Raw genomic sequence first — 19,169 nt, 5'->3', positions numbered from 1 at the left:
CACTGCTGCTCTTTAGCCAAAGAAGCTCTGTGTTCGCCAAGCAGTGGTTAAATTTTGTTGTTTAGCTTTTGCTTTTTTTTGTCCAGTCCTGATATTCTGATAAAGAGGATGCATCTATCTGTATAAAAAAGAGGGAGGGATAGGATGAGACGAGCCATGGCTGTGCTGGTAAAGGAGGAGGCTGGTCTCCTCTTCGGTCTGCTTACCCTTGTCTGCTTTCTGGCTTTTGGCCGGGGCTGGCTGACAAACCTGTTTGGGACGATTTTGCCGACACTCCTCTTTTGCTGGCTCTTCCTTACCATGCTCTGGCTCTCCTTTGGGGTGGTAAGGCATGCGGACTGTCTGGCTATCAGGCTTGGTGAACCCTACGGCACCCTCATTCTGACCATTGCGGTAATCAGCATTGAGGTGGTGATGATCACAGCCGTTATGTTGACCGGAAGCCAAAACCCGACCCTTGGTCGTGACATGATGTTTGCCGTGTTGATGATAGTGCTCAACGGTCTGATTGGCATTTCCTTGTTTTGCGGAGGTCTCCGTCATCTGGAGCAGGCGCATAACCTGCAGGGAGCCAATACATTTCTTGTTGTCCTGATTCCGCTTGCCGTGTTCAGCTTATTTCTGCCCAACTTTACCATTTCAACAGAGGCTGGGACCTACTCCACCCTGCAGATGATATTCGGCATCCTGGCTTCTGTTGCCCTCTATGGCACCTTTCTTGCCATCCAGACCATGCGCCATCAGGGCTTTTTCAGGATATCCGGCGATGACCTTGAGGAGGGGCATGGCCATGGTATGCTCACCGTTCGCTCGGTGACCTATCATGTCTTTCTCCTGCTTTTTACTATGTTACCCATTGTTCTCCTCTCCAAGAGGATGGCCGGAATTATCGACTATACAATCGCTGCCCTCGACTTTCCTGTGGCCCTTGGTGGGGTACTCATTGCCGTTTTAGTTCTTGCCCCTGAAGGTGTCGCTGCCATTAAGGCCGCTGTCTCTGACAGGCTCCAGCGTTCTGTCAATATCTGTCTTGGCTCTGCCCTTGCCACAATCGGTCTGACCGTGCCGGCAGTTTTGCTGATCAGTCTGTACACCGGTAACAGGTTAATACTCGGCCTTGAGCCGGTAGAATCGGTTCTACTGGTAAGCACCTTGGCTGTGTCAATAATGACCTTTTCCAGCAGTAAGACAAATATCATTCACGGCATGGTTCACCTGATACTCTTTTGCGCCTATCTGGTCATGATCTTTGACTAGTTCTGTCTTGATTTCGCCATTCCGCTCGCCGCTCCGCTGCTGACGCTACTCGCTGTCGCTCACTACTACTCCACTGCTGCTCGGCTACCTTAACTACCCTCAACCACTGCCACCAAGCACACAGAGACAATGAATTAAAAAGCCGTGAAGCCACTAAACTGATCGGCAAGTACCCAGCCCCTGCCCTTCTATTTTGCTCCAAGCATAGTGGTGGGGAGCTTTTTTCAGTCCTTTACCTTAAATGTTTTTTCCTCTCTGTTCTCTCATTCTCTGTGGTTAACTTGTTGTTGCCCTCGCATCTCGTATCTTCTGCCTTAGTGTTGATTTCCCATTTTTAAAGTATACAGGGTCTTTAAAAACTCGTGCTTAAATGATTTTGCTGCGTCTATTTCTTCTATATAATATGCTATAAAAAACCTGGAAAAGCCATTTGCCTTGGGGAAGCATAGGTAGAGGAATGAATTTTGTTTTATCCCCTTGGAGGTGATTATCTGATTCATGGTGTAGAATTTATTATATCCAATCCTCTCCTCCCCTATAACTGCACTATTGATTTTAAACTGGCCCCTCATTACAGCCTTTTTTATCATATCAGCCCGTTCATCAGCGCGGTATGCATCTGCTAATCGTTCTGCCGTCCATGATTGCCTGTCTTCATCCTCAATCCAGTTGGTTCTAAATCTCATCAGGTAAAAATTATTGGATATGGTCTTTGACACGGTTAAAAGATCAGGACTCCATCCGCCGTTATGTTGCTGCCATCCGCTATTTGCCGGCACTGTAATTGAGTAATATGGAGTCTTAATGTGGTTATTATTGTCTGTAATTTCTATGCCGGGTGCTGAACAGCCGACTAATGAAACAAAAAATAGTAAAAAGAAGTACCTAAGCATATTTGCCTCCCATCAGCTCTCGTCGAGTATTGCACTTTGGTGCCCTTTATAATGAGCAAAATTGTACCCATTGCCTTCAGCCCAGCTCCTGTAGAGTAGTATATCTGAATTCAGGCAATGAGTGCAACATGCTGCCTTTTATCTCAACCACGGAGAGCAGAGAGTATAGCTCTAAATTGCAGTTTCTGACAGCTCGCCATTCCGCTCCGCTTCACTGTGCTTTTTCTAGCATCTACCATCTCGTACCTTTCATATCTCGCATCTGGTATCTTCCACATCTCCTATCTTTCATAGATTGCCATCCTCTCTGTCTTTCAGGCAGTGGTTAACTTTTTCTTATTCTTGCCAAAGGGGACAAATCTGGTATCGTGCTCCCTCGGTGAGTTGTTTTATCCTTCAGCCCCTACCCTTAGCTGATCGTTTATTCCTTGCAAAACCTGTAGGCCAACCTGATAGCACAGAGGGCTAATGGAGATGGGAAGATCTTGAAATCCAATAGAATACGTATAGAAAAAAGTGCAATCCTCCGCTATTTTTATGTCGGTTCCATGTCGGTAATTATTCTGGTTACCGTTCTCCTCTCCTCGATCTACACCCGCAGTCTGGGGGAAGAGTACACCAGGAAAATAAAACAGCTGTCAGGGGGGATCATCAATGAGAAAAAACGATTTTTGCGTAATGCTGTGGAGCGGACAATCTATCTCATCGAAGATGAGAGAGCTGAGTTAAGATATCAAAATGTTGGAAAAAATCTTAGCGAAGAGGAGATAGAGTCTCTCTGCATAGAACGGGTTAGCAGGCATATTCGAAACCTGCGCCTTATCGATGATGGTTATATATGGGTGAACCGTATTATTAACTATGACGGTGGTGACAGATATGGACGAGTCCAGATCCACCCAAGTATGCCCCAGAGGGAGGGGACGTGGGTCTCCACCAATATGACCGATATTCGGGGTAATCGCCCCTATGAAGATGAACTCAATGGTGTAAAAAAGGATGGAGAGGTCTATTTTGAATACTACTTTAAAAAGATCAATTCGGAGGAGATTGCCCATAAGCTCTCCTTTGCCAAACTCTATAAACCCTATGATTGGATTATTGCCAGCGGTGTTTATCTCGATGATGTTGATCAGCTTATAGAGAGTGAAACGAGAAAGATGAGGAGGACATATGAGAGACATAAGAACAATTCATTTTCTATTTCTCTCCTTGCCCTTCTTCTCTCAGTTGCCGTTATGGTCTTTTTTGAAAGGCAGATTAGCAGGCTGATGCTCTCCTATGAGGATGAAATTGAGATCTATACTTCCAGGCTGGAGCTGTTCTCTATTACTGATTCTCTGACCGGCCTCTATAACCGTTTCAGGCTCGATGATGTCTTCCTCTATGAGGTAGAACAGGCCCAACGTTATAAGAGATCCGTTTCACTTATCCTGCTGGATCTGGATAAGTTTAAGAGTGTAAATGATAATCACGGCCACCAGGTGGGTGATCAGGTTATTCGGGAGATAGCGCGAATCTTAAAGGAGAGTACTCGGGTGGTTGATACCGTTGGCAGATGGGGCGGGGAAGAGTTTCTTGTTATCTGTGCGGAAACCACCCTTGAAGGGGCAGGGATCTTGGCCGATAAGATTCGTGTCAGCGTTGAAGAAAATGATTTCCCGGTGGTTGGTTCTGTCACCTGTTCCTTTGGCGTCAGCAGCTTTCATCCTGGCGATAACGAGGCGAGTATGATTTGCCGTGCCGATGTCGCCCTCTACTTTGCCAAGGAGAATGGCCGCAACAGGGTCTGTTTCGAGGAGCTATAGCTTGTCGCGAACCACAAAAAAAATATAGGAACAGATTGATTTCTTACTCTTCGTTAAGGAAACCCTCTTCTATGCCCGCTTGAAATTAAGGGGGAGGAAGGGGGGAGGAGGTTCAACCAGCCTTAAGCTGGAGGCTCTCCTCTTGCTGAAAAGTAGGTGGCCCTGCACTATCATCCGCCGCTCCGTTTTTTCTAGCATCTCGTATCTCGCATCCAGTCTCTCTCCCCGCTACTCCATTGCTCGCATCTTTCCTGCTACTTCACTGACGTCACTCGTTGTTTTACGCTGCTACTTCACTGCCGCCGCTCCGCTCCGCTTCACTGCCGCCGCTCCGCTGCTACTTTTTTCTGATAGCTGATAGCTGATAGATGATAGCTGGCAGTTCTAAAATGCAGTTTGATCCCCCCCAACATTGTGAAGTCCATATTAGTTCCTTATAATATGAGGAGGAGGTTTACATGGTTATACAAAGGCTTAGGAAATAAAATCTTTCAAACATCATTCAGGAGAAATTCATGAGTAAAAAATGGTTACAACTATCGAGAATATTAATCATATTATTAACACTTAGCTTGGTTGGTTGTGCCGGACAAACCAACCAACAGCAGGGTACGGGGATTGGAGTTGGCGTAGGTGCTGGAGTTGGCGCTATTATTGGCCAGGCTATTGGCGGCGATACCGGTGCCACTCTGCTTGGAGCAGGTATTGGTGCGACTGTAGGTGGCATTGCCGGTAACCAGATTGGTCGTTATATGGACCAACAAGAACAAGATTTACGTAATGCAGTTGCTGCTTCTAATGCAGCAAGTGTTCGCCGTGATCAGGACGTTCTTACCGCAACCTTTAAAGGTGAGACATTTTTTGACACCAACTCATTTACAATCAAACCGGGTGGATGGGCTGAAGTCAACAGGGTTGCAACAGTTCTCAACAAGTACCCAAACACCAACATTAAAGTTGCAGGGCACACTGATTCTCTTGGCAATGAAGCCTATAATCAACAACTCTCTGAACGACGAGCTAGAGCAGTAAAAAATGCCCTCATTCAATATGGAGTTAATGGTAATAGAATTAGGGCTATTGGTTATGGCGAATCCTTGCCAATATCCTCATCGAATGCACAAAACAGAAGGGTTGAGATTGTAATTACTCCAAATCAAGCATAACCTCACTCAGCAGAGCCGACTCGGCCCATGGCAATAAAGCCATGGGTCGTTTTTTCTTCTAAATTCGTATGCTATGCATGACTGAGTAAAAAATTGCTAGGACAGGATAAGTCTTCGGATAAAATCGTTTCATCTTTACCCGTGCATTATCGGTGTGAAATTGTCAGTCATCTTTTGTTTACCGAGTGTTTCGACCGACATTCCACCCCGCCACCCTGTCTCTCATCTTTTCCATACAGGCAATGCGCTCCGCCGCTCTGCTTCACTGCTGCCCTTCACCTAAAAAAATCTCTGTGTCCGCTGGGTAGTGGCTAACTAGCTCTTCCTCTTGTTGTTGCTCTTTATCCAACACACTCTGTGTCCTCCCAACCTCTGTGGTTAATTTCTTTTGCTGTTTTCTTTTTGCCCTTGCCCTTAACTGACAGCTCGCCGCTCCGCTTTTTCTCGCATCTAGTATCTCTCCCTGCTACTCCACTGCTATAGCTGATAGTTCACAGCCCGCCATCTTCTGTAGTTACTTGTCCTTCACCCTTGTAAGACATGACTCTTAGTTGACGTTGGGCAGCCCTATGTCCCTGCTTGGCACTTTTCTCAAACCAGGAAAATGCCCTCTTCAGGTCTTTTGCTGTGCCCTTGCCCAGATAGTACATGACTGCCAGTTGATATTGAGCAGCCCTATCTCCTTGCCGGGCACTCTTCTCCACCCAGGAAAATGCCCTCTCCTGATCCTTTAGAGTTCCCTCACCCCTGTAGTACATGTCTCCCAGTTGGTATTGGGCGGCCCTATGTCCCTGTCGTGCACTCTTCTTGAACCAGAAAAATGCTCTCTTAGCATCCTTTAGAGTTCCCTTACCAGTGTGATACATGGCTGCCAGTTGATATTGAGCCATGGCATTTCCCTGCCGGGCACTCTTCTCTACCCAGGGCAATGCCCTCTTCGGGTCTTTTGGCGTTCCCTCACCTCTGTAATACATGACTCCCAGTCGAAATTGAGCAGCCCTGTGTCCTTGTCGAGCACTCTTTTCCACCCAGGAAAGTTCTTGTATCGGGCTTCTTGGCGTTCCCTCACCGTTGTGGTACATGGCTGCCAGTTGATATTGAGCATTGCCATCTCCCTGCTGGGCACTTTTTTCAAGCCAGTAAAATGCTCTCTTTGGGTCTTTTATCATTCCTTTACCCTGGTAATACATAATTCCCAGTTGATATTGAGCCGAAGCATCTCCTTGTTGGGCGCTCTTCTTCAGCCAGGTAAATGCCTTTTTTAGGTCTTTTAGAGTTCCTTTACCTTGGTAATACATGACTGCCAGTTGGTACTGGGCACCGGCATGTCCCAGTCGGGCACTCTTTTGGAACCAGGAAAATGCCTTTTGCTGATCTTTTGAATCTGCTGTGCTTTTGTGGTAGAGCGATCCCAGTCGAAATTGAGTTTCGGCGTTTACGGCTTGAATTTCTTGTGCTATTTCGCTTGCATGGGAAGAGGTTGAATAAAATAATAAAAGCCAAACAATGATAAAAATTTTATGTTTCATACAAAAGACTCTCGTTGGAAAATAATACAACTAATCAAGGGCTTAGTTGGTGTAGTAAGTGCATTGAAGGGGGATGAACAAGCAGGGTCAGTCGTGAAAAGCACAACAGCCCATAATAAATGGCTTAACAGAATACCAGATTGTTACTGAGCAAACCAGAAATGTCTGTGTGAGAGATTGCTGCATGCATTTCATCTGAAATGTTGAGAAGGTATTGTTGTAATTTTCTGATAAGAAAACTCTCCACGTGGTTCATATTTGTCAAAAGTTTTATGAAATAATTCAATGTCTCAGTTTTATTAATTTCCCAGAATGCGGAGCTCGCAGCGCATTTTCTTGTGCTTGTCCTTTAGGAACTTCTTTTGAGAGGATGGTTGAGACCAATAAGGTTTTAAGGACGGCCGTGGAGGCTGGGGGATGGAGGTGTTATTATCTGGAAGGTCTTGCTCTTGGTGAAGTATTTATTTCGCGAAATCCTTGCCCCTATAGAGCTCTCGCCTCGCCAAGAAAACCCCCTCCCGACCTCTCCCCCTTGAAAAAAGGGGGAGGCGAGGAGGGGGATATGCTGTTTTTTCTAGAGCTGATACTTCTCCCCATAACCCCGAGGAGTAATCATCTTATCCCGCCAGACAAAGGTCTTGCTGTTGCCGATGATCACCGTTGACTGCATGCCGATTTCGCACTCAAGCATCTTGTCCAAGGTGGTCAGGGTGATCACCTCGTTTTCCCGGGTGGCCCCGGTGACAATTCCCACCACATTGGCAGGGTCGCGGTGTTTGAGGAAGATCTCCCGGGCCTGGGCAATCTGGGCGGTGCGTCGTTTGGATTTGGGGTTATAGAGAGCCACCACAAAATCGGTGGACGCTGTTGCCTCAAGGCGTGCCACAATGGTCTCCCAGGGGGTGAGGAGGTCGGAGAGGCTGATGGCGGCAAAGTCATGCATCAGGGGGGCACCAAGGCGGGCCGCACAGGCATTGACTGCGGCAATCCCCGGAATGATCTTGATCTCGGCCTGAAAATCGTTCTGGGAGGCCATCTCCAGGACCAGTCCGGCCATGGCATAGATCCCTGCATCACCGCCGGAGACCAGGGCTACGCTCTTGCCGCTCTCGGCCATTTCCAGGCTAAGGCGACAGCGATCCACCTCCTTCATCATTGAAGAGGAGATCACCTCCTTGCCCTCCAGTAGTTCCTCTATCAGATCCAGATAGGTGCTATAGCCGATGATGGTATCGGCTCTCTCTATGGCCTCTATGGCCGCCGGGATTATATGGTCGCGTGCTCCGGGGCCTGTTCCGATAACATAGAGGGTGCCTGGGCCATTGCCATTGTTATATTTTTCCATTTTCTTTTTCCGCAAAATAAAGTGTTTTGTCTTGCGCCAAGCAGGGCACAGGGCTCTGCAACCCCAATGGCGCCAACAGCCTTAAGGGCGGCTGCCGATGTTTGTAGATGGGTGAGGCGATTTATCTCTGCCTTGCTGAAGAATTCAGTCTGCCAGCCATGGGCTGCGGCAAACTCTAACAAACCGATCTCGTCATTTTTCTTATCAATTGAACAGAGCCTTCCTATGGCTAGAGGCGAGATGGTGAGACTCGCGCAGAGCTCGGTCAGTGCCGCCTCAAAATCTTCCCGGGGGGTGCCCCGATTACAGCCGCTACCCAGCACCAGAGAACGGGGATGGAGGAGGAGCTGTCCCTCTTCCCTCTTCGTTGAGATGGAGACGATGATATCGGCCTTCACCCGTGTCTCTGTCTGGTGCAGATCAGGGGGCAGGCTATGGATGGCTATCTCTGCATATATCTTTAGCTCTCCCTCATTTACCAGACGGGCACTTGCCCGGGTCAGGGCCTCTCGACTCTCTGCCCTTAATCCTTGGGCTTTGGCCCAGAGGTCCAGGGCCGTATGTCCCAGGGTGTCCGAGGCAGTGGTGATAATAGCCTGTCCGCCGGTGAGGGCTGCCACCTCTTCTGCCAGTTTGTTGGCTCCGCCCAGATGACCTGAAACCAGGCTGATCACATTCCTGCCCAGTTCATCAAGAACGAGGATAGCCGGGTCCCGGGCCTTGTCCACCAGCAGGGGGGCAATACTGCGCACGGCAATGCCTGTGGCCATGATGCAGATAAAGGCATCAAAGCTCTGCCAGTGCCGGCTGAACTTTTCCCCTACCCTCCCCTCATCCGCTAGAAGCGAGGCGTTTGGGAGCCGGATGGCAATATTTGTTGCCAGCTTCTTGCCGCCTGCCGTGATGGCCAGGATGGCAATTCTCATGGCTTTGCCTGTCTGTACTCGTGTGAAAATCCTCGGTCATAGAGTTTAGAGAGGATCTCCGGGGCCTCAAGGCTGATGGCCGGGCCCACGGCAATCAGGGCCGTCTTGGTGATGCCGGCATCCTTGACCTGCTGGGCAATGTTCGTGAGCGTTCCCCTGAGGATCCTCTCCTCGGGCCAGCTGGCCTTCTCTACCACGGCCGCCGGGGTATGGACAGGATATCCGCCCTCAAGGAGTTCTGCTACAACCTCGGATATCATGGAGATACTGAGAAAGATCATCATGGTCGAACCGTGCCGGGCCAGAGAGATCAGATCTTCACCTGCGGGCACGGGGGTACGTCCTGCTCTTCTGGTAAAGATTACCGTTTGCGCAACCTCGGGCAGGGTGAGCTGGGTCTCCAGAGCCGCCGCTGTGGCCAGGGCCGAGCTGACCCCTGGAATTACCTGGAAGGGAATGCTATGGGCACGGAGCAGGGCAAGTTGCTCGTTTATGGCGCCGAAGATGGCCGAATCGCCGGTATGAAGGCGGACGATTCGTTTGCCTTCGGCATGGGCAGTTTTGATAAGGGTAAAGACCTCATCGAGGTTAAGCGGGGCTGAGTTGATGCTCTCCCCCGCCAGGTTTTCCACCAGGGCTCGGGGCACCAGACTACCGGTGTAGATGATCAGGTCTGCCTCCTGCAGGAGGCGTTGGCCCTTGACGGTGATCAGTTCGGGGTCACCTGGTCCTGCCCCGACAAAATAGACGGTTTGCTTTTCTTCTCTCATGATATTTTTTGCCCAGCGATGATGGTTATGGGATTAAAGTCATTAATATTGCCGTCGGTCTCAATGCGACTGACGCTGACTTTGCTGCTACTACAGGTAAGGTCCAGGGCGCGGAGATAAAACATTGCCTCCAGAGCGGTTTTTTTCAGGACGGCATTGATGACAATGCGGCCCTCTACAGGTAGCCGCTCCTTGGCTGTTTCAATGATCTTCCCCAACTCGCCGCCACTGCCACCGACAAAGATTCTGTCCGGCAGGGGGAGCTTTTCCATAAGGGCTGCTGCCCGTCCCAGGATGGGGATGACGTTATAGGTGGCAAACTTGCGGATATTGGCCTTGATATTAGCAATCTCCTCCTCCTTATGCTCGACGGAGTAGATGGTCAAACCGGGGGAGAGTCGGGCCGCTTCAATGGAGACAGAGCCGCTGCCCGCTCCGATATCCCACAGTACCCCACTCGTAGGGAGCTGGAGGCGATGCAGAGAGGCCGCTCGCACCTCATTCTTGGTGATCAGGCCTCGACTATGACAGATCTCCTCCTCGATGAGTCCTAGGGATGGGAGCTTTTTCTGCTCGGCAATGAGGACGCAGAGGACATTGAGAGGGGCAAAGCTTGTCTCCGCCGCCTCTTGCAGGCTACCCGTGAAGAGCCACTCTTCCTCTGTACCGAGGTTTTCTCCAACCCTGAGCTCAATTCTCTTTGTCAGCTCTTTATCTTCAATAAGGAGGAGGTAGTTGAGTATCTCTCTGGCAATGGAGTTGGGTGAATTTCTGCCATCGGTGAGAATCAGGCTCTTCCTATGGGGTAGGATCATTCCCGGAATATGATTGGCCTCTCGGCCGTGCAGGCTGATAAGCTGGGCATCGTGCCAAGGGATCTTGAACAGGGCACAGGCCCTTTGTATGGAGGAGAGGCCGGGATAAAAGAGGAGATCCTCTTCCCCGAAGTGGCGGAGCAGGCTTGCTCCTATGCCGTAGAAGAGGGGGTCGCCACTGGCAAGGACGGCCACCTCACCCTCCGTCGCTCTGATCTCTTCCAGACATTCGTCTAAGGGAGTGATTGCCCGGCACTTCACTCCATATCCTGCCAGGAGTGGGTGGTGCTTGGGGCTGGCCACAAAGAGCTGGATATTCTTTAGGGTTGGGGCAAGGTTTTGCAGTTCGGCAAGGTCTGCACCGACACCGATTACATGGATCTTATTCATAATGTATTACCTCGGCCCTATGGTTGATGAGATAGATGTGCACTGTTTTTTCGCTGATCTTTTCTGCATATTTTTTAGCATATTGGCAGACGGCCTTTACCAGGTCGTCTCGTCCCTCGTCTTCGAGATGGCTCAGCATTTCCCGGGCCGTGTTGGCGGCAAAGAGTTTTTTACAGAGCTCTTCGTCTGCCCCCAGTTTTTTCAGGAGTTGTGCGGCGGCCTCTACCTCCAGGGCTCCGTTACGGACATGGGTCTGGGGTACTTCGAGGGCGGCCTTTATGATCTTGGCCCACATCCCTGCATAGTGAATGGTGCTAAATCCTTTACGGCCAGCCTCTTCCAGAGAGAATTGTAGATAATCTCCCATCATGGCATAGGCCTCTTCGGGCAGGTCGAGTAGCTGTTGAGCTCCCTTTTCCGAGGTGCGGCCCGTGGAGATGACCATCTGCTCAAGTCCGGCACTGCGGGCCACATCCATGCAGGCTGAGATGGTTGCCTTCCAGGCCGAGGCGGAGATGGGGCGGACAATGCCAGTGGTTCCTAGAATAGAGATGCCGTTCACTATCCCGAGTCGGTGGTTCAGGGTCTTTTCGGCAAGTTCGAGGCCTTGCGGTACCGAGATGGTGATGGTCAGCTTTCTCTTCTCATGTTGGCTGAGGGCCTCGGCCACCGCTGCCTCTATCATCTGCCGTGGCACGGGGTTGATGGCAGGTTCTCCCGGGGCAATGGACAGGCCTCTTTTGCTGACCTGACCCACGCCATCGCCACCACAGAGTCTGATCTCCGTCAGATGCACGCAGGTGGGGCCGTCCTCGCCCTCCCAGCTGGCTGTGGCTAGAATAAGGGCGCCATTGGTTACATCGGGGTCGTCTCCTGCATCCTTGATGGTGCCCATGCAGGCGCCGGTGCCATCCTGCTGCGAGAGACAAAAACTGTGTCTGCTTCCATCGGGGAAGGGGATCTCCACCTTCTCAGGGGCCTCTCCGCTGAGGAGGAGGATGGTAGCCCCCTTGGCCACAGCGGCGGCACAGGCCCCAGTGGTATAGCCACTTCGTAGCGGCCGTTTGTAGGCTTTGCTCATAGCTCTTTTGCCAGATGGAGCAGGGCATTGGTGATGGATGCGGCCACCGGACTGCCTCCCTTGCGTCCCAGGCTGGTGATATAAAGATGGGGGCTCTCGGCGAGCAGGGCCTTTGATTCAGCCGCATTGACAAAGCCTACGGGGACCCCGATGATTAGGGGGTTCAGTTCCGGCCGTTCTTTCAGAATCTTCATGATTTGGAGGAGGGCCGTGGGGGCATTGCCGATGGCGATGATGCCGACATCTTCGTTGAGGCCTTCGCTGATGGCTGTTTGAGAGCGGGTCTTACCCAGTTCTTTGGCCCGGATGGCAATAGCAGGATCGGCCACCCCGCAACTTACCGTGCCGCCAAAATGGCCGAGGAGTCCCTTGCTGATGCCGATGGCCGTCATATTGACATCGGTGAGGATGTTTTTGCCAGCCCGGATGGCAGCGATGCCCCGTTCTATGGCTTGGGGATGAAACTTAAGATTGTCGCGGAAGGCAAAATCTGCGGTGGCATGGATCACCCGGCGGGTGATGGCCCAGGTTTGTGGGTCAAGACCGTGCTCGCCGATTTCACTCTCTATAATACGAAAACTCTCGGCTTCGATCTCGGTGGGCCCTATTTTTTGGATGGTGACGGACATGGTTTTTTCCTTAATCTGTCAAAATTTTCCTGGCAGAACTGGACAAAGTTTTCAGCAAGTGCCTGGTTTGAACCAAAGTGGAGGTGGATATAGCTGGCTAAACAGTTCTTGTGCAGGTAACCACTGCCACCTCTATCCACCCTGTAAATATCAGTGATCCCTACATTAGTACCTGTTGCCATTTCTTCAATGGTTGAATAGTGAAATTCATGCCCTCGGGCCGCCAGGCCGGCAGGGCCGAGGAGACAGGACTCCCTCAGGTGGATTTCACGGTAGCCTAGGCTTGCCCGGCTCTTCTTCATCCTGGCCCGAGTGGGAAAGATGCCGACAAGGGGGTGGAAGAGATCCCCGTCCTCAATGCCTCGGGTCAGATACATAAAGCCGCCACATTCAGCATAGACGGGCATTCCCGTCTCTATGGTTTCAGCGATGGCCTCTCGCATTGCTCTATTTTCACTGAGCTCTTTCCCATAGAGTTCGGGGTAACCGCCGCCCAGATAGATGCCGGCAATATCCATTGGCAGCTTCTGGTCAGTGAGGGGGCTGAAGGGAATAATTTCTGCACCTGCCTGCCTTAGGGCATCGAGATTGTCCTCGTAGTAGAAGCAGAAGGCCCGATCCCTGGCCACGGCAATGCGAATCCTTTCTGGCGGAGCCTTTTTTTGCGTCACCTGCTTTTTGGGTGCCTGTTCGCCAGCGCAGAGGAGGAGGGCCTCGAGGTCAATATGGGCCTCAACAGTTGCCGCTAGCTGGGCAATGGCAGTTTCTGGGATGGGATTGTCCTCGGCCAGATGGAGACCGAGATGGCGGCTGGGGATGGTGAAGTCAAGGTTGCGGGGCAGATAGCCGAGAAATCTTGCCTGACAGTGTGTCTCTATTGCCTCGCGCACCAGCTGCAGATGGCGCGGACTGGCAATATTGTTGGCAATGACTCCGATGAGTCTGCCCCCTGCCATACTCTCAAAGCCGCGGACGATGGCGGCGGCGCTCTGGGCCATGGCGCGGGCATCTATAACCAGGATCGAGGGAATATCGAGGAACTCTCCCAGGGTATGGCTTGATCCCCGGTCGCCATCAAACATTCCCATAACCCCTTCAATAATGCTGATATCGGCCTGAGTCGCCTGTTTGGCAAAGGAGCGCCGACAGAACTCCTTCTCCATCATATAGAGATCAAGGTTGCGGGAGATCCTGCCGGTGACCAGCCGGTGCAGGCTGGGGTCGATAAAATCTGGGCCGGATTTAAAGGGCTGGACTCGCATTCCCCGGGCCTTCAGGGCTGCCATGATACCTAGGGTGATGGTGGTCTTGCCGGAACCGCTATGGGTGCCGGCAATGATGATTGCCGGAGTATTACTGGGCATTGACGTTCTCCTGAGGGTAGAGGAGGCGGTGGATTTCCGCAATTCCCAGCAGGATTCTCATGGTGGGGCGGGAGATAATCTCCTCCTTGATCAGATAGACCCGATCATTCTGCACGGCCTTAATGGCGGCAAAGGCGGGTTCAGCTGTAATGGTTGCCCGTTCGACGGGGTTCATTCTTCCCTGTTGGGCCAGGTAGACGTCGATTTGTCCAGCCTTGGCCAGGATATGCTCCTTGCCATAATCGGCAATATTGGTGCTGCGTACCTGGGCTGCATCGCAGGCAATATTGATTCCTCCCGCCTCTTTCATGGCAAAGAGGGCAATGGAACCAGGGGCAAAGGTCTTCATCCGCCTATGGATGGACTCAAAGTAGACCCTCGGTCGCTCTTTCTGCGGGATAAGGGCCAGCTGCTCCTTAAAGAGACGGAGCCTCTCTTGAAAGAGGTTGAGCATGGCCCCTGCCTGGGCCTGTTTGCCTGCCAGTTTGCCCAAATCCTGCCAGTAGCTGTAGAGCTCGTCCACCGACTGGGGTTGGAGGGAGATTACCCGGATGCCTGCCTCTTCCAATTTTTGGACAAAGAGGGGATAGGCGCGGGCGATCATGGGTCGGATAAGGACCAGGTCAGGTTTGGCCGCAATAAATTTTTCGGGATCCTCTCTATAGCTGAAGCGTGGCCTGTCAAGGATTGCAGCCGGATAGGTGTCACTACGGGAGATACCGATGATACTCTCCGTAGCCCCCATACTCACCAGATTCTCGGTATGGGCAGGGTAGAGAGATATGATCCGTTTATAGATGGGATCTGGCCGAGCCTCATTTACGCTTGCCTGTAGGGCGGTAGCTGTGAAGAGGGTGCAGAGGAGGAGGATGGAAAATTTATTTTTCATGTTCTCTTATAGTTAAGGGAAATTTGGTGTGGTTGTTGGTAGAGGTCAGCGCCTACCCGGGCCTCCACCTGAAAAACCTGGCGGATGTTTTCGGCGGTCATGGTTCGGGCGGTGGGGCCAAAGCTGTGTACTCTACCCTCCTGCAGGAAGAGTACTTCATCACAGTAGGCCGCTGCCAGGTTCATGTCATGGAGGACGGCAATTACTGTGTTGTTGCCGTCCTTGATATGACGACGGGCCAGGTTGAATATTTGTAGTGAGTACTGGATGTCGAGATTGGCTGTGGCCTCGTCAAAGAGGAGGGTTTCAGCCTTTTGGGCCAGGGCTCTGGCGACGATGACCCGCTGTTTTTGTCCACCGGAGAGGTCGCTGCTGTTTTTGTGGCGCAACTCCTGGAGGCCGATGCAGCTGATGGCCCAGTCCACCTCTTGCCAATCCTCTTTACTGGGGGAGGCAAAGCGGGGAATATGGGGATGTCGCCCCATCATTACCACCTCTTCGACGCTAAAACCCAGTCCCAGCTGAAATTCCTGGGGGGCCAGGGCGATTTTTTTGGCAAGTTCCTTGCGGGGGTAGGCACCAATCTTTTTGCCATCGAGGAGGATCCTGCCCTGATCCGGGGTTCTGTAGCCGCAGAGCAGATCCAAAAGGGTGGTCTTGCCACAGCCATTGGGGCCGACAAAGCCATAAAACTTGCCCGCCTCCAGACGGAGGCTGATATCATCCACTGCCCTGTTGGGGCCATGGGCATAGCTGACGTTTTCGAGAATAAATCTGCTGTTAGTTTCCATAGCGTAGTCCCCGCTGTCGTTTTCTAAAGATGAGGCAGAATACGGGGCCGCCAATCAGGGCGGTGAGAATGCCTATGGGGATTTCCACTGGTAGAACTGCCCGGGTGACGGTATCTGCCACCAGAAGGAGGATGCCGCCTGCTAAAAAGGAGACGGGCAGGAGCTTGCGATTGTCGGGCCCGACCACGATTCGCATCAGGTGGGGGACGATAAGGCCGATAAAGCCGATGATACCGGTGGCGCTGACACAGACAGCGGTGATTAGGGAGGCGGTGATGAGAAGGATCTTGCGCACCCGTGCTGTCTCCACCCCCAGGCTTGCCGAGGCCCGGTTGCCGGTGGCAATGATATTGAGATCCCGACTGTAGTAGAGGGCGATGGCAAGGCCAGGCACCAGACTGGCCAGGATCACGGCTACATCGGACCAGCCTCGGGCCACAAAGCTGCCCATGAGCCAGAAGATGATGGCGCTTACCTGCTCATCGGCCAGGTACTTGATAAAGCTTATTCCTGCCGAGAGGATGGCCCCGATAATGACCCCGGAGAGGATCAGGGTGCCCGCTGATATCTGGCCGCCAAAGGAGGAGAGGCGGATAACGATAAAGAGGGTGATGAGAGCCCCGCCGAAGGCGCAGAGTGGTAGTGATAGAGGCAAAAGGGCCATGTTGGCCAAAAGGGCCAGGGCTGCGCCGAAGGCCGCTCCCGAGGAGACTCCCAGGGTGTAGGGGTCTGCGAGGGGGTTCAGGAGGATGCCCTGATAGATGACTCCGCTGATGGCAAGGCCCGCCCCTACCAGAAAGGCGCAGAGGATGCGAGGCAGGCGGATGTCCATGATCACATAGGGGAGACTGGGCTCTATGCCGGTCAGCAGGGTGCTATCTCCGCTTATTTTGCTGGCGATGATATGGATGATATCGCTGGCAGAGATATTGATATAGCCCATACCCGCCGAGCCGACCATGCAGAGCAGTGCCAGCAGGATCAGGATCAGGGGGAGGAGTGGGCCTTTGGCCGAAAAGGGGTGAGGCATGAAATATCCTTAAGTGTAGGCTATACCCAGCTGTAGTAGATGATGGTAACGAGGATAATACAGCTGGCCCGGAGAATCTGGCTGGCTAAAATCAGCTCAATGGCAATTCGCAGAGGATAGATGCCACTATAATAGGGGAGCTGGTGGCGCAGGGCCCGTACCGGGGTGGCCAGCAGATTACCTATCATCAGGGCTAGGACAATTTGCTGCCCGGAGAGACTGTTTTCCGCCATTATAACACTTGCGGCGGCAAGACCTGCGGAAAATTCTGCGGTTACATGGAGGATGATGATGGTGAGACTCTCGGCCGGCAGGTGGGAGAGCAGTGGCAGTTGGACAATGAGCTCTTTGATGCTGGCCCAGATGCCGTATTTAGCCAGGAGATAAAAGGCTATATAGATGGGAAGCATAAAGAGAAGAAGCCTCTTTAACCTGCGTCGCAGCCTTTTTACCATTTTCGGTAACCACTTGCCCCAATCCGTTTGCTTTTCCTCTTGGGCCTTTACCTCTATCGCCTGCGCAGGTTTGTTGAGGAGGAGGCGTCCACAGCCGACAACGCAGGCAGTTTGTAGTAGGGACGCAATAAAGGTCAGGCCCACATAGGTGAATGCTGTCCCATGGATAAAGGGCAGGGTGAGAAAGAAGACTGTGGGCAGGTGAAGAAAAAAGCGTGGCAGGGAGTTGAGTAGGTTGGCCAGAACTAACTCCTTTTTGGCTATTTTCCCGTTACCATAGGCTTCGGCCAATAGGCTGTTGGCCGAGACTCCGGAGACAAAGGCCAAGGAAAAACCTGCCGCCGTGCTGGAGGAGAGATGGGCCAAGCGGGTTAGGGGGGCGGCTAATCGGGTGATCCTCCGTGACCAGGCCAGTGATTCGATAAGATTGGCTGCCACCAGTCCGAGGCTGACAAAAAAGCAGATACGGAGCACTGGCCAGAGAATTCCCTGCCAAAGTGTATATAAAAAAGATGTGTCCATCTATTACTACCTTCCTATGCCCGCTTATGGGCTGATTGATAAGTGTTCTCTTTTTGCTTCAGGAGGAAGATAAAATTTTATTTCCCTCACCGCAAGTCCTAGTATTGTCTTGTTCTTGATGGAGGAAGAAATGGGCGCTTGGTCGGGTAGAACATTCTTGACTTTTGCGGGTGTATACTGTCTTCTGCCAAGGTGTTTCAGGTGCTTTGCCTGTGGTAAAAGGTTTAGCTTAATAGGGAATCCTGTGGAATTCAGGAACGGGCCCGCCGCTGTAACTGGGGACAACTTCTGCATTATGTCACTGAACGTTTGTTTGGGAAGGCGCAGAAGAAGGATGATCCAGAAGTCAGAAGACCTGCCTGCAACAAGTTTTGGTATGCTTCGTGGACAGGAGTGATGCCAGAGGATACGAGGAAAGTTAGGGACTTCCCCGGTCGATTTTCGTCCGGAGGGCTCTGTTCTCCCGGACTTTTAGTTGCATCTGTTGGCTGTGTTTGCTGCATCCGACAGGAGGAGAATCCATGTTACAAAAAATTCGTCTGTCTGCTCTAGCTCTGTTTCTCTCTCTCTTTATCTTTTCATCCCTCTCTCAGGCTTCACCGGCAAAGGCCGAGGCTAAAACGGCAATCATTGTTGCCGGTTTTGGCACCACCGTGCCCGAGGGTCTTCCGGCAATCCTTAATATTGTTGATGGTGTACGGAAAGCCTACCCCAACACAGAGGTACGTATCTGTTTTACCTCCAATATTATCCGTAAGGTCTGGAAAAAGCGTCAGGAAAATCCACAGAAGTGGTTGAGCATGGGCATTCCTAAGGAGGTCCTCTATGTGGAGAATATCATCTCTGTCTTTGGCGATCTGCGTGAGGATGGTTATCGAAATATCATTGTTCAACCCACCCATATGTTCTATATGGAGCAGAGCCATGATCTCAGTCAATATGTGAGTGCTCTGGCCTCCATCCAGACCATGAAGAGCAAATGGCGTCCCTATGACGCTGTGTTTATGGGTCGTCCTGCCCTTGGTATGCCGGGTGATATATATAGCTATCACGAGGATGTGGCCAAGGCGATTGCTACCCTGGCAGCTGATGTGGCCCTGGCTCAAAAAGAGGGTGCTGCCCTTATCTATATGGGACATGGCAACGAGCACTGGTCAACTGGTATCTATGCCGAGGTGGAAAATGCCATGAACAAGGCTTATCCTCAGGTAACAACGATTCTTGGTGTTGTCGAAGGTCAACCGACCCTTGATGACGTGGTGGCCAAGCTTCAGCGGGCTGGCATTAAGAAGGTAGTTCTTAAACCCTTTATGATTGTGGCAGGTGACCATGCCAGAAACGATATGGCTGGTGCCGAGACAGACTCGTGGAAATCAATTCTTCTCGAGAAGGGATTTAAGGTGGAAACCGTCCTGCACGGCCTGGGTGAGAACGATAAATTTGCCCGGATTTTTGTTGAGCACATTGCCGATACGGCCAAAATGCATAATTTGCAGGTTCGGTAGAGTT

General features: G+C 51.6%; 17 protein-coding genes and 1 riboswitch. Of the genes, 4 read left to right on the top strand and 13 right to left on the bottom strand.

Annotated features, from left to right (window positions below):
• The first annotated feature begins 144 nt into the window (after positions 1-144).
• Positions 145-1,257 (top strand): calcium:proton antiporter, encoded by a 1,113-nt coding sequence (locus DP_RS01155; RefSeq protein ID WP_011187478.1) that lies wholly within the window; start codon positions 145-147, stop codon positions 1,255-1,257.
• 314 nt (positions 1,258-1,571) lie between these two features.
• On the opposite strand, the gene DP_RS01150 is transcribed toward DP_RS01155, so the two are convergent.
• Complete coding sequence (locus tag DP_RS01150; protein ID WP_011187477.1) at positions 1,572-2,150, bottom strand: hypothetical protein; 579 nt, start codon at positions 2,148-2,150, stop codon at positions 1,572-1,574.
• 485 nt (positions 2,151-2,635) lie between these two features.
• On the opposite strand from DP_RS01150, the gene DP_RS16445 reads away from it, so the two are divergent.
• The gene (locus DP_RS16445; protein WP_011187475.1) at positions 2,636-3,958 is read left to right on the top strand and encodes a sensor domain-containing diguanylate cyclase; all 1,323 of its coding nucleotides are present in this window, start codon (positions 2,636-2,638) and stop codon (positions 3,956-3,958) included.
• A 515-nt stretch (positions 3,959-4,473) separates the two neighbouring features.
• Entirely contained in the window at positions 4,474-5,124 is a 651-nt protein-coding gene (locus DP_RS01140) for an OmpA family protein (protein WP_011187473.1), read from the top strand.
• 491 nt (positions 5,125-5,615) lie between these two features.
• On the opposite strand, the gene DP_RS01135 is transcribed toward DP_RS01140, so the two are convergent.
• The 12 genes from DP_RS01135 to DP_RS01075 all read right to left on the bottom strand — a co-directional run bounded on the left by DP_RS01135 (position 5,616) and on the right by DP_RS01075 (position 17,660).
• Positions 5,616-6,653, bottom strand: a complete 1,038-nt coding sequence (locus DP_RS01135; RefSeq protein WP_049784973.1) for an SEL1-like repeat protein — start codon at positions 6,651-6,653, stop codon at positions 5,616-5,618.
• A 574-nt stretch (positions 6,654-7,227) separates the two neighbouring features.
• Positions 7,228-7,998, bottom strand: coding sequence for a precorrin-3B C(17)-methyltransferase (gene cobJ, locus DP_RS01125; RefSeq protein ID WP_011187469.1), 771 nt, complete (start codon positions 7,996-7,998; stop codon positions 7,228-7,230).
• Positions 7,920-8,924: a cobalt-precorrin 5A hydrolase gene (locus tag DP_RS17250; protein ID WP_011187468.1), complete on the bottom strand. Its 1,005-nt coding sequence runs from the start codon at positions 8,922-8,924 to the stop codon at positions 7,920-7,922. The genes cobJ and DP_RS17250 overlap by 79 nt, the downstream gene beginning before the upstream one ends.
• A complete protein-coding gene (cobM, locus tag DP_RS01115) occupies positions 8,921-9,694 on the bottom strand; it encodes a precorrin-4 C(11)-methyltransferase (protein ID WP_011187467.1) in 774 nt (257 codons plus the stop codon). The genes DP_RS17250 and cobM overlap by 4 nt, the downstream gene beginning before the upstream one ends.
• Entirely contained in the window at positions 9,691-10,899 is a 1,209-nt protein-coding gene (locus DP_RS01110; protein WP_011187466.1) for a bifunctional cobalt-precorrin-7 (C(5))-methyltransferase/cobalt-precorrin-6B (C(15))-methyltransferase, read from the bottom strand. The genes cobM and DP_RS01110 overlap by 4 nt, the downstream gene beginning before the upstream one ends.
• Positions 10,892-11,980 carry a cobalt-precorrin-5B (C(1))-methyltransferase gene (locus tag DP_RS01105; RefSeq protein WP_011187465.1) on the bottom strand — a complete coding sequence of 363 codons (1,089 nt, stop codon included), beginning with the start codon at positions 11,978-11,980 and terminating at the stop codon, positions 10,892-10,894. The genes DP_RS01110 and DP_RS01105 overlap by 8 nt, the downstream gene beginning before the upstream one ends.
• Positions 11,977-12,609 carry a precorrin-8X methylmutase gene (locus tag DP_RS01100; protein WP_011187464.1) on the bottom strand — a complete coding sequence of 211 codons (633 nt, stop codon included), beginning with the start codon at positions 12,607-12,609 and terminating at the stop codon, positions 11,977-11,979. Before DP_RS01100 ends, DP_RS01105 begins: the two co-directional genes overlap by 4 nt.
• Entirely contained in the window at positions 12,585-13,973 is a 1,389-nt protein-coding gene (locus tag DP_RS01095; RefSeq protein WP_041277468.1) for a cobyrinate a,c-diamide synthase, read from the bottom strand. The genes DP_RS01100 and DP_RS01095 overlap by 25 nt, the downstream gene beginning before the upstream one ends.
• Positions 13,963-14,862: an ABC transporter substrate-binding protein gene (locus DP_RS01090; protein ID WP_011187462.1), complete on the bottom strand. Its 900-nt coding sequence runs from the start codon at positions 14,860-14,862 to the stop codon at positions 13,963-13,965. Before DP_RS01090 ends, DP_RS01095 begins: the two co-directional genes overlap by 11 nt.
• Entirely contained in the window at positions 14,859-15,653 is a 795-nt protein-coding gene (locus tag DP_RS01085) for an ABC transporter ATP-binding protein (RefSeq protein WP_041277467.1), read from the bottom strand. The genes DP_RS01090 and DP_RS01085 overlap by 4 nt, the downstream gene beginning before the upstream one ends.
• Positions 15,643-16,683 carry a FecCD family ABC transporter permease gene (locus tag DP_RS01080; RefSeq protein ID WP_011187460.1) on the bottom strand — a complete coding sequence of 347 codons (1,041 nt, stop codon included), beginning with the start codon at positions 16,681-16,683 and terminating at the stop codon, positions 15,643-15,645. The genes DP_RS01085 and DP_RS01080 overlap by 11 nt, the downstream gene beginning before the upstream one ends.
• A gap of 20 nt (positions 16,684-16,703) precedes the next feature.
• A complete protein-coding gene (locus tag DP_RS01075; RefSeq protein WP_011187459.1) occupies positions 16,704-17,660 on the bottom strand; it encodes a hypothetical protein in 957 nt (318 codons plus the stop codon).
• 182 nt (positions 17,661-17,842) lie between these two features.
• Positions 17,843-18,037, top strand: a riboswitch (cobalamin riboswitch).
• Between the two features lie 144 nt (positions 18,038-18,181).
• Here DP_RS01075 and DP_RS01065 point away from each other — a divergent pair.
• Positions 18,182-19,165 carry a sirohydrochlorin cobaltochelatase gene (locus tag DP_RS01065; protein ID WP_041277465.1) on the top strand — a complete coding sequence of 328 codons (984 nt, stop codon included), beginning with the start codon at positions 18,182-18,184 and terminating at the stop codon, positions 19,163-19,165.
• Positions 19,166-19,169: the final 4 nt, after the last annotated feature.

It is taken from the genome of Desulfotalea psychrophila LSv54 (assembly GCF_000025945.1).
GTDB lineage: Bacteria > Desulfobacterota > Desulfobulbia > Desulfobulbales > Desulfocapsaceae > Desulfotalea > Desulfotalea psychrophila.
This window is presented reverse-complemented; position numbering and strand designations above follow the sequence as displayed.

What these genes read in the sequence shown, in the direction of transcription:
- DP_RS01155 (WP_011187478.1), top strand. Translation starts at nt 145, where the DNA reads ATGAGACGAGCCATGGCTGTGCTGGTAAAGGAGGAGGCTGGTCTCCTC.
- DP_RS01150 (WP_011187477.1), bottom strand. Translation starts at nt 2,150, where the DNA reads ATGCTTAGGTACTTCTTTTTACTATTTTTTGTTTCATTAGTCGGCTGT.
- DP_RS01140 (WP_011187473.1), top strand. Translation starts at nt 4,474, where the DNA reads ATGAGTAAAAAATGGTTACAACTATCGAGAATATTAATCATATTATTA.
- DP_RS01135 (WP_049784973.1), bottom strand. Translation starts at nt 6,653, where the DNA reads ATGAAACATAAAATTTTTATCATTGTTTGGCTTTTATTATTTTATTCA.
- cobJ (WP_011187469.1), bottom strand. Translation starts at nt 7,998, where the DNA reads ATGGAAAAATATAACAATGGCAATGGCCCAGGCACCCTCTATGTTATC.
- DP_RS17250 (WP_011187468.1), bottom strand. Translation starts at nt 8,924, where the DNA reads ATGAGAATTGCCATCCTGGCCATCACGGCAGGCGGCAAGAAGCTGGCA.
- cobM (WP_011187467.1), bottom strand. Translation starts at nt 9,694, where the DNA reads ATGAGAGAAGAAAAGCAAACCGTCTATTTTGTCGGGGCAGGACCAGGT.
- DP_RS01110 (WP_011187466.1), bottom strand. Translation starts at nt 10,899, where the DNA reads ATGAATAAGATCCATGTAATCGGTGTCGGTGCAGACCTTGCCGAACTG.
- DP_RS01105 (WP_011187465.1), bottom strand. Translation starts at nt 11,980, where the DNA reads ATGAGCAAAGCCTACAAACGGCCGCTACGAAGTGGCTATACCACTGGG.
- DP_RS01100 (WP_011187464.1), bottom strand. Translation starts at nt 12,609, where the DNA reads ATGTCCGTCACCATCCAAAAAATAGGGCCCACCGAGATCGAAGCCGAG.
- DP_RS01095 (WP_041277468.1), bottom strand. Translation starts at nt 13,973, where the DNA reads ATGCCCAGTAATACTCCGGCAATCATCATTGCCGGCACCCATAGCGGT.
- DP_RS01090 (WP_011187462.1), bottom strand. Translation starts at nt 14,862, where the DNA reads ATGAAAAATAAATTTTCCATCCTCCTCCTCTGCACCCTCTTCACAGCT.
- DP_RS01085 (WP_041277467.1), bottom strand. Translation starts at nt 15,653, where the DNA reads ATGGAAACTAACAGCAGATTTATTCTCGAAAACGTCAGCTATGCCCAT.
- DP_RS01080 (WP_011187460.1), bottom strand. Translation starts at nt 16,683, where the DNA reads ATGCCTCACCCCTTTTCGGCCAAAGGCCCACTCCTCCCCCTGATCCTG.
- DP_RS01075 (WP_011187459.1), bottom strand. Translation starts at nt 17,660, where the DNA reads ATGGACACATCTTTTTTATATACACTTTGGCAGGGAATTCTCTGGCCA.
- DP_RS01065 (WP_041277465.1), top strand. Translation starts at nt 18,182, where the DNA reads ATGTTACAAAAAATTCGTCTGTCTGCTCTAGCTCTGTTTCTCTCTCTC.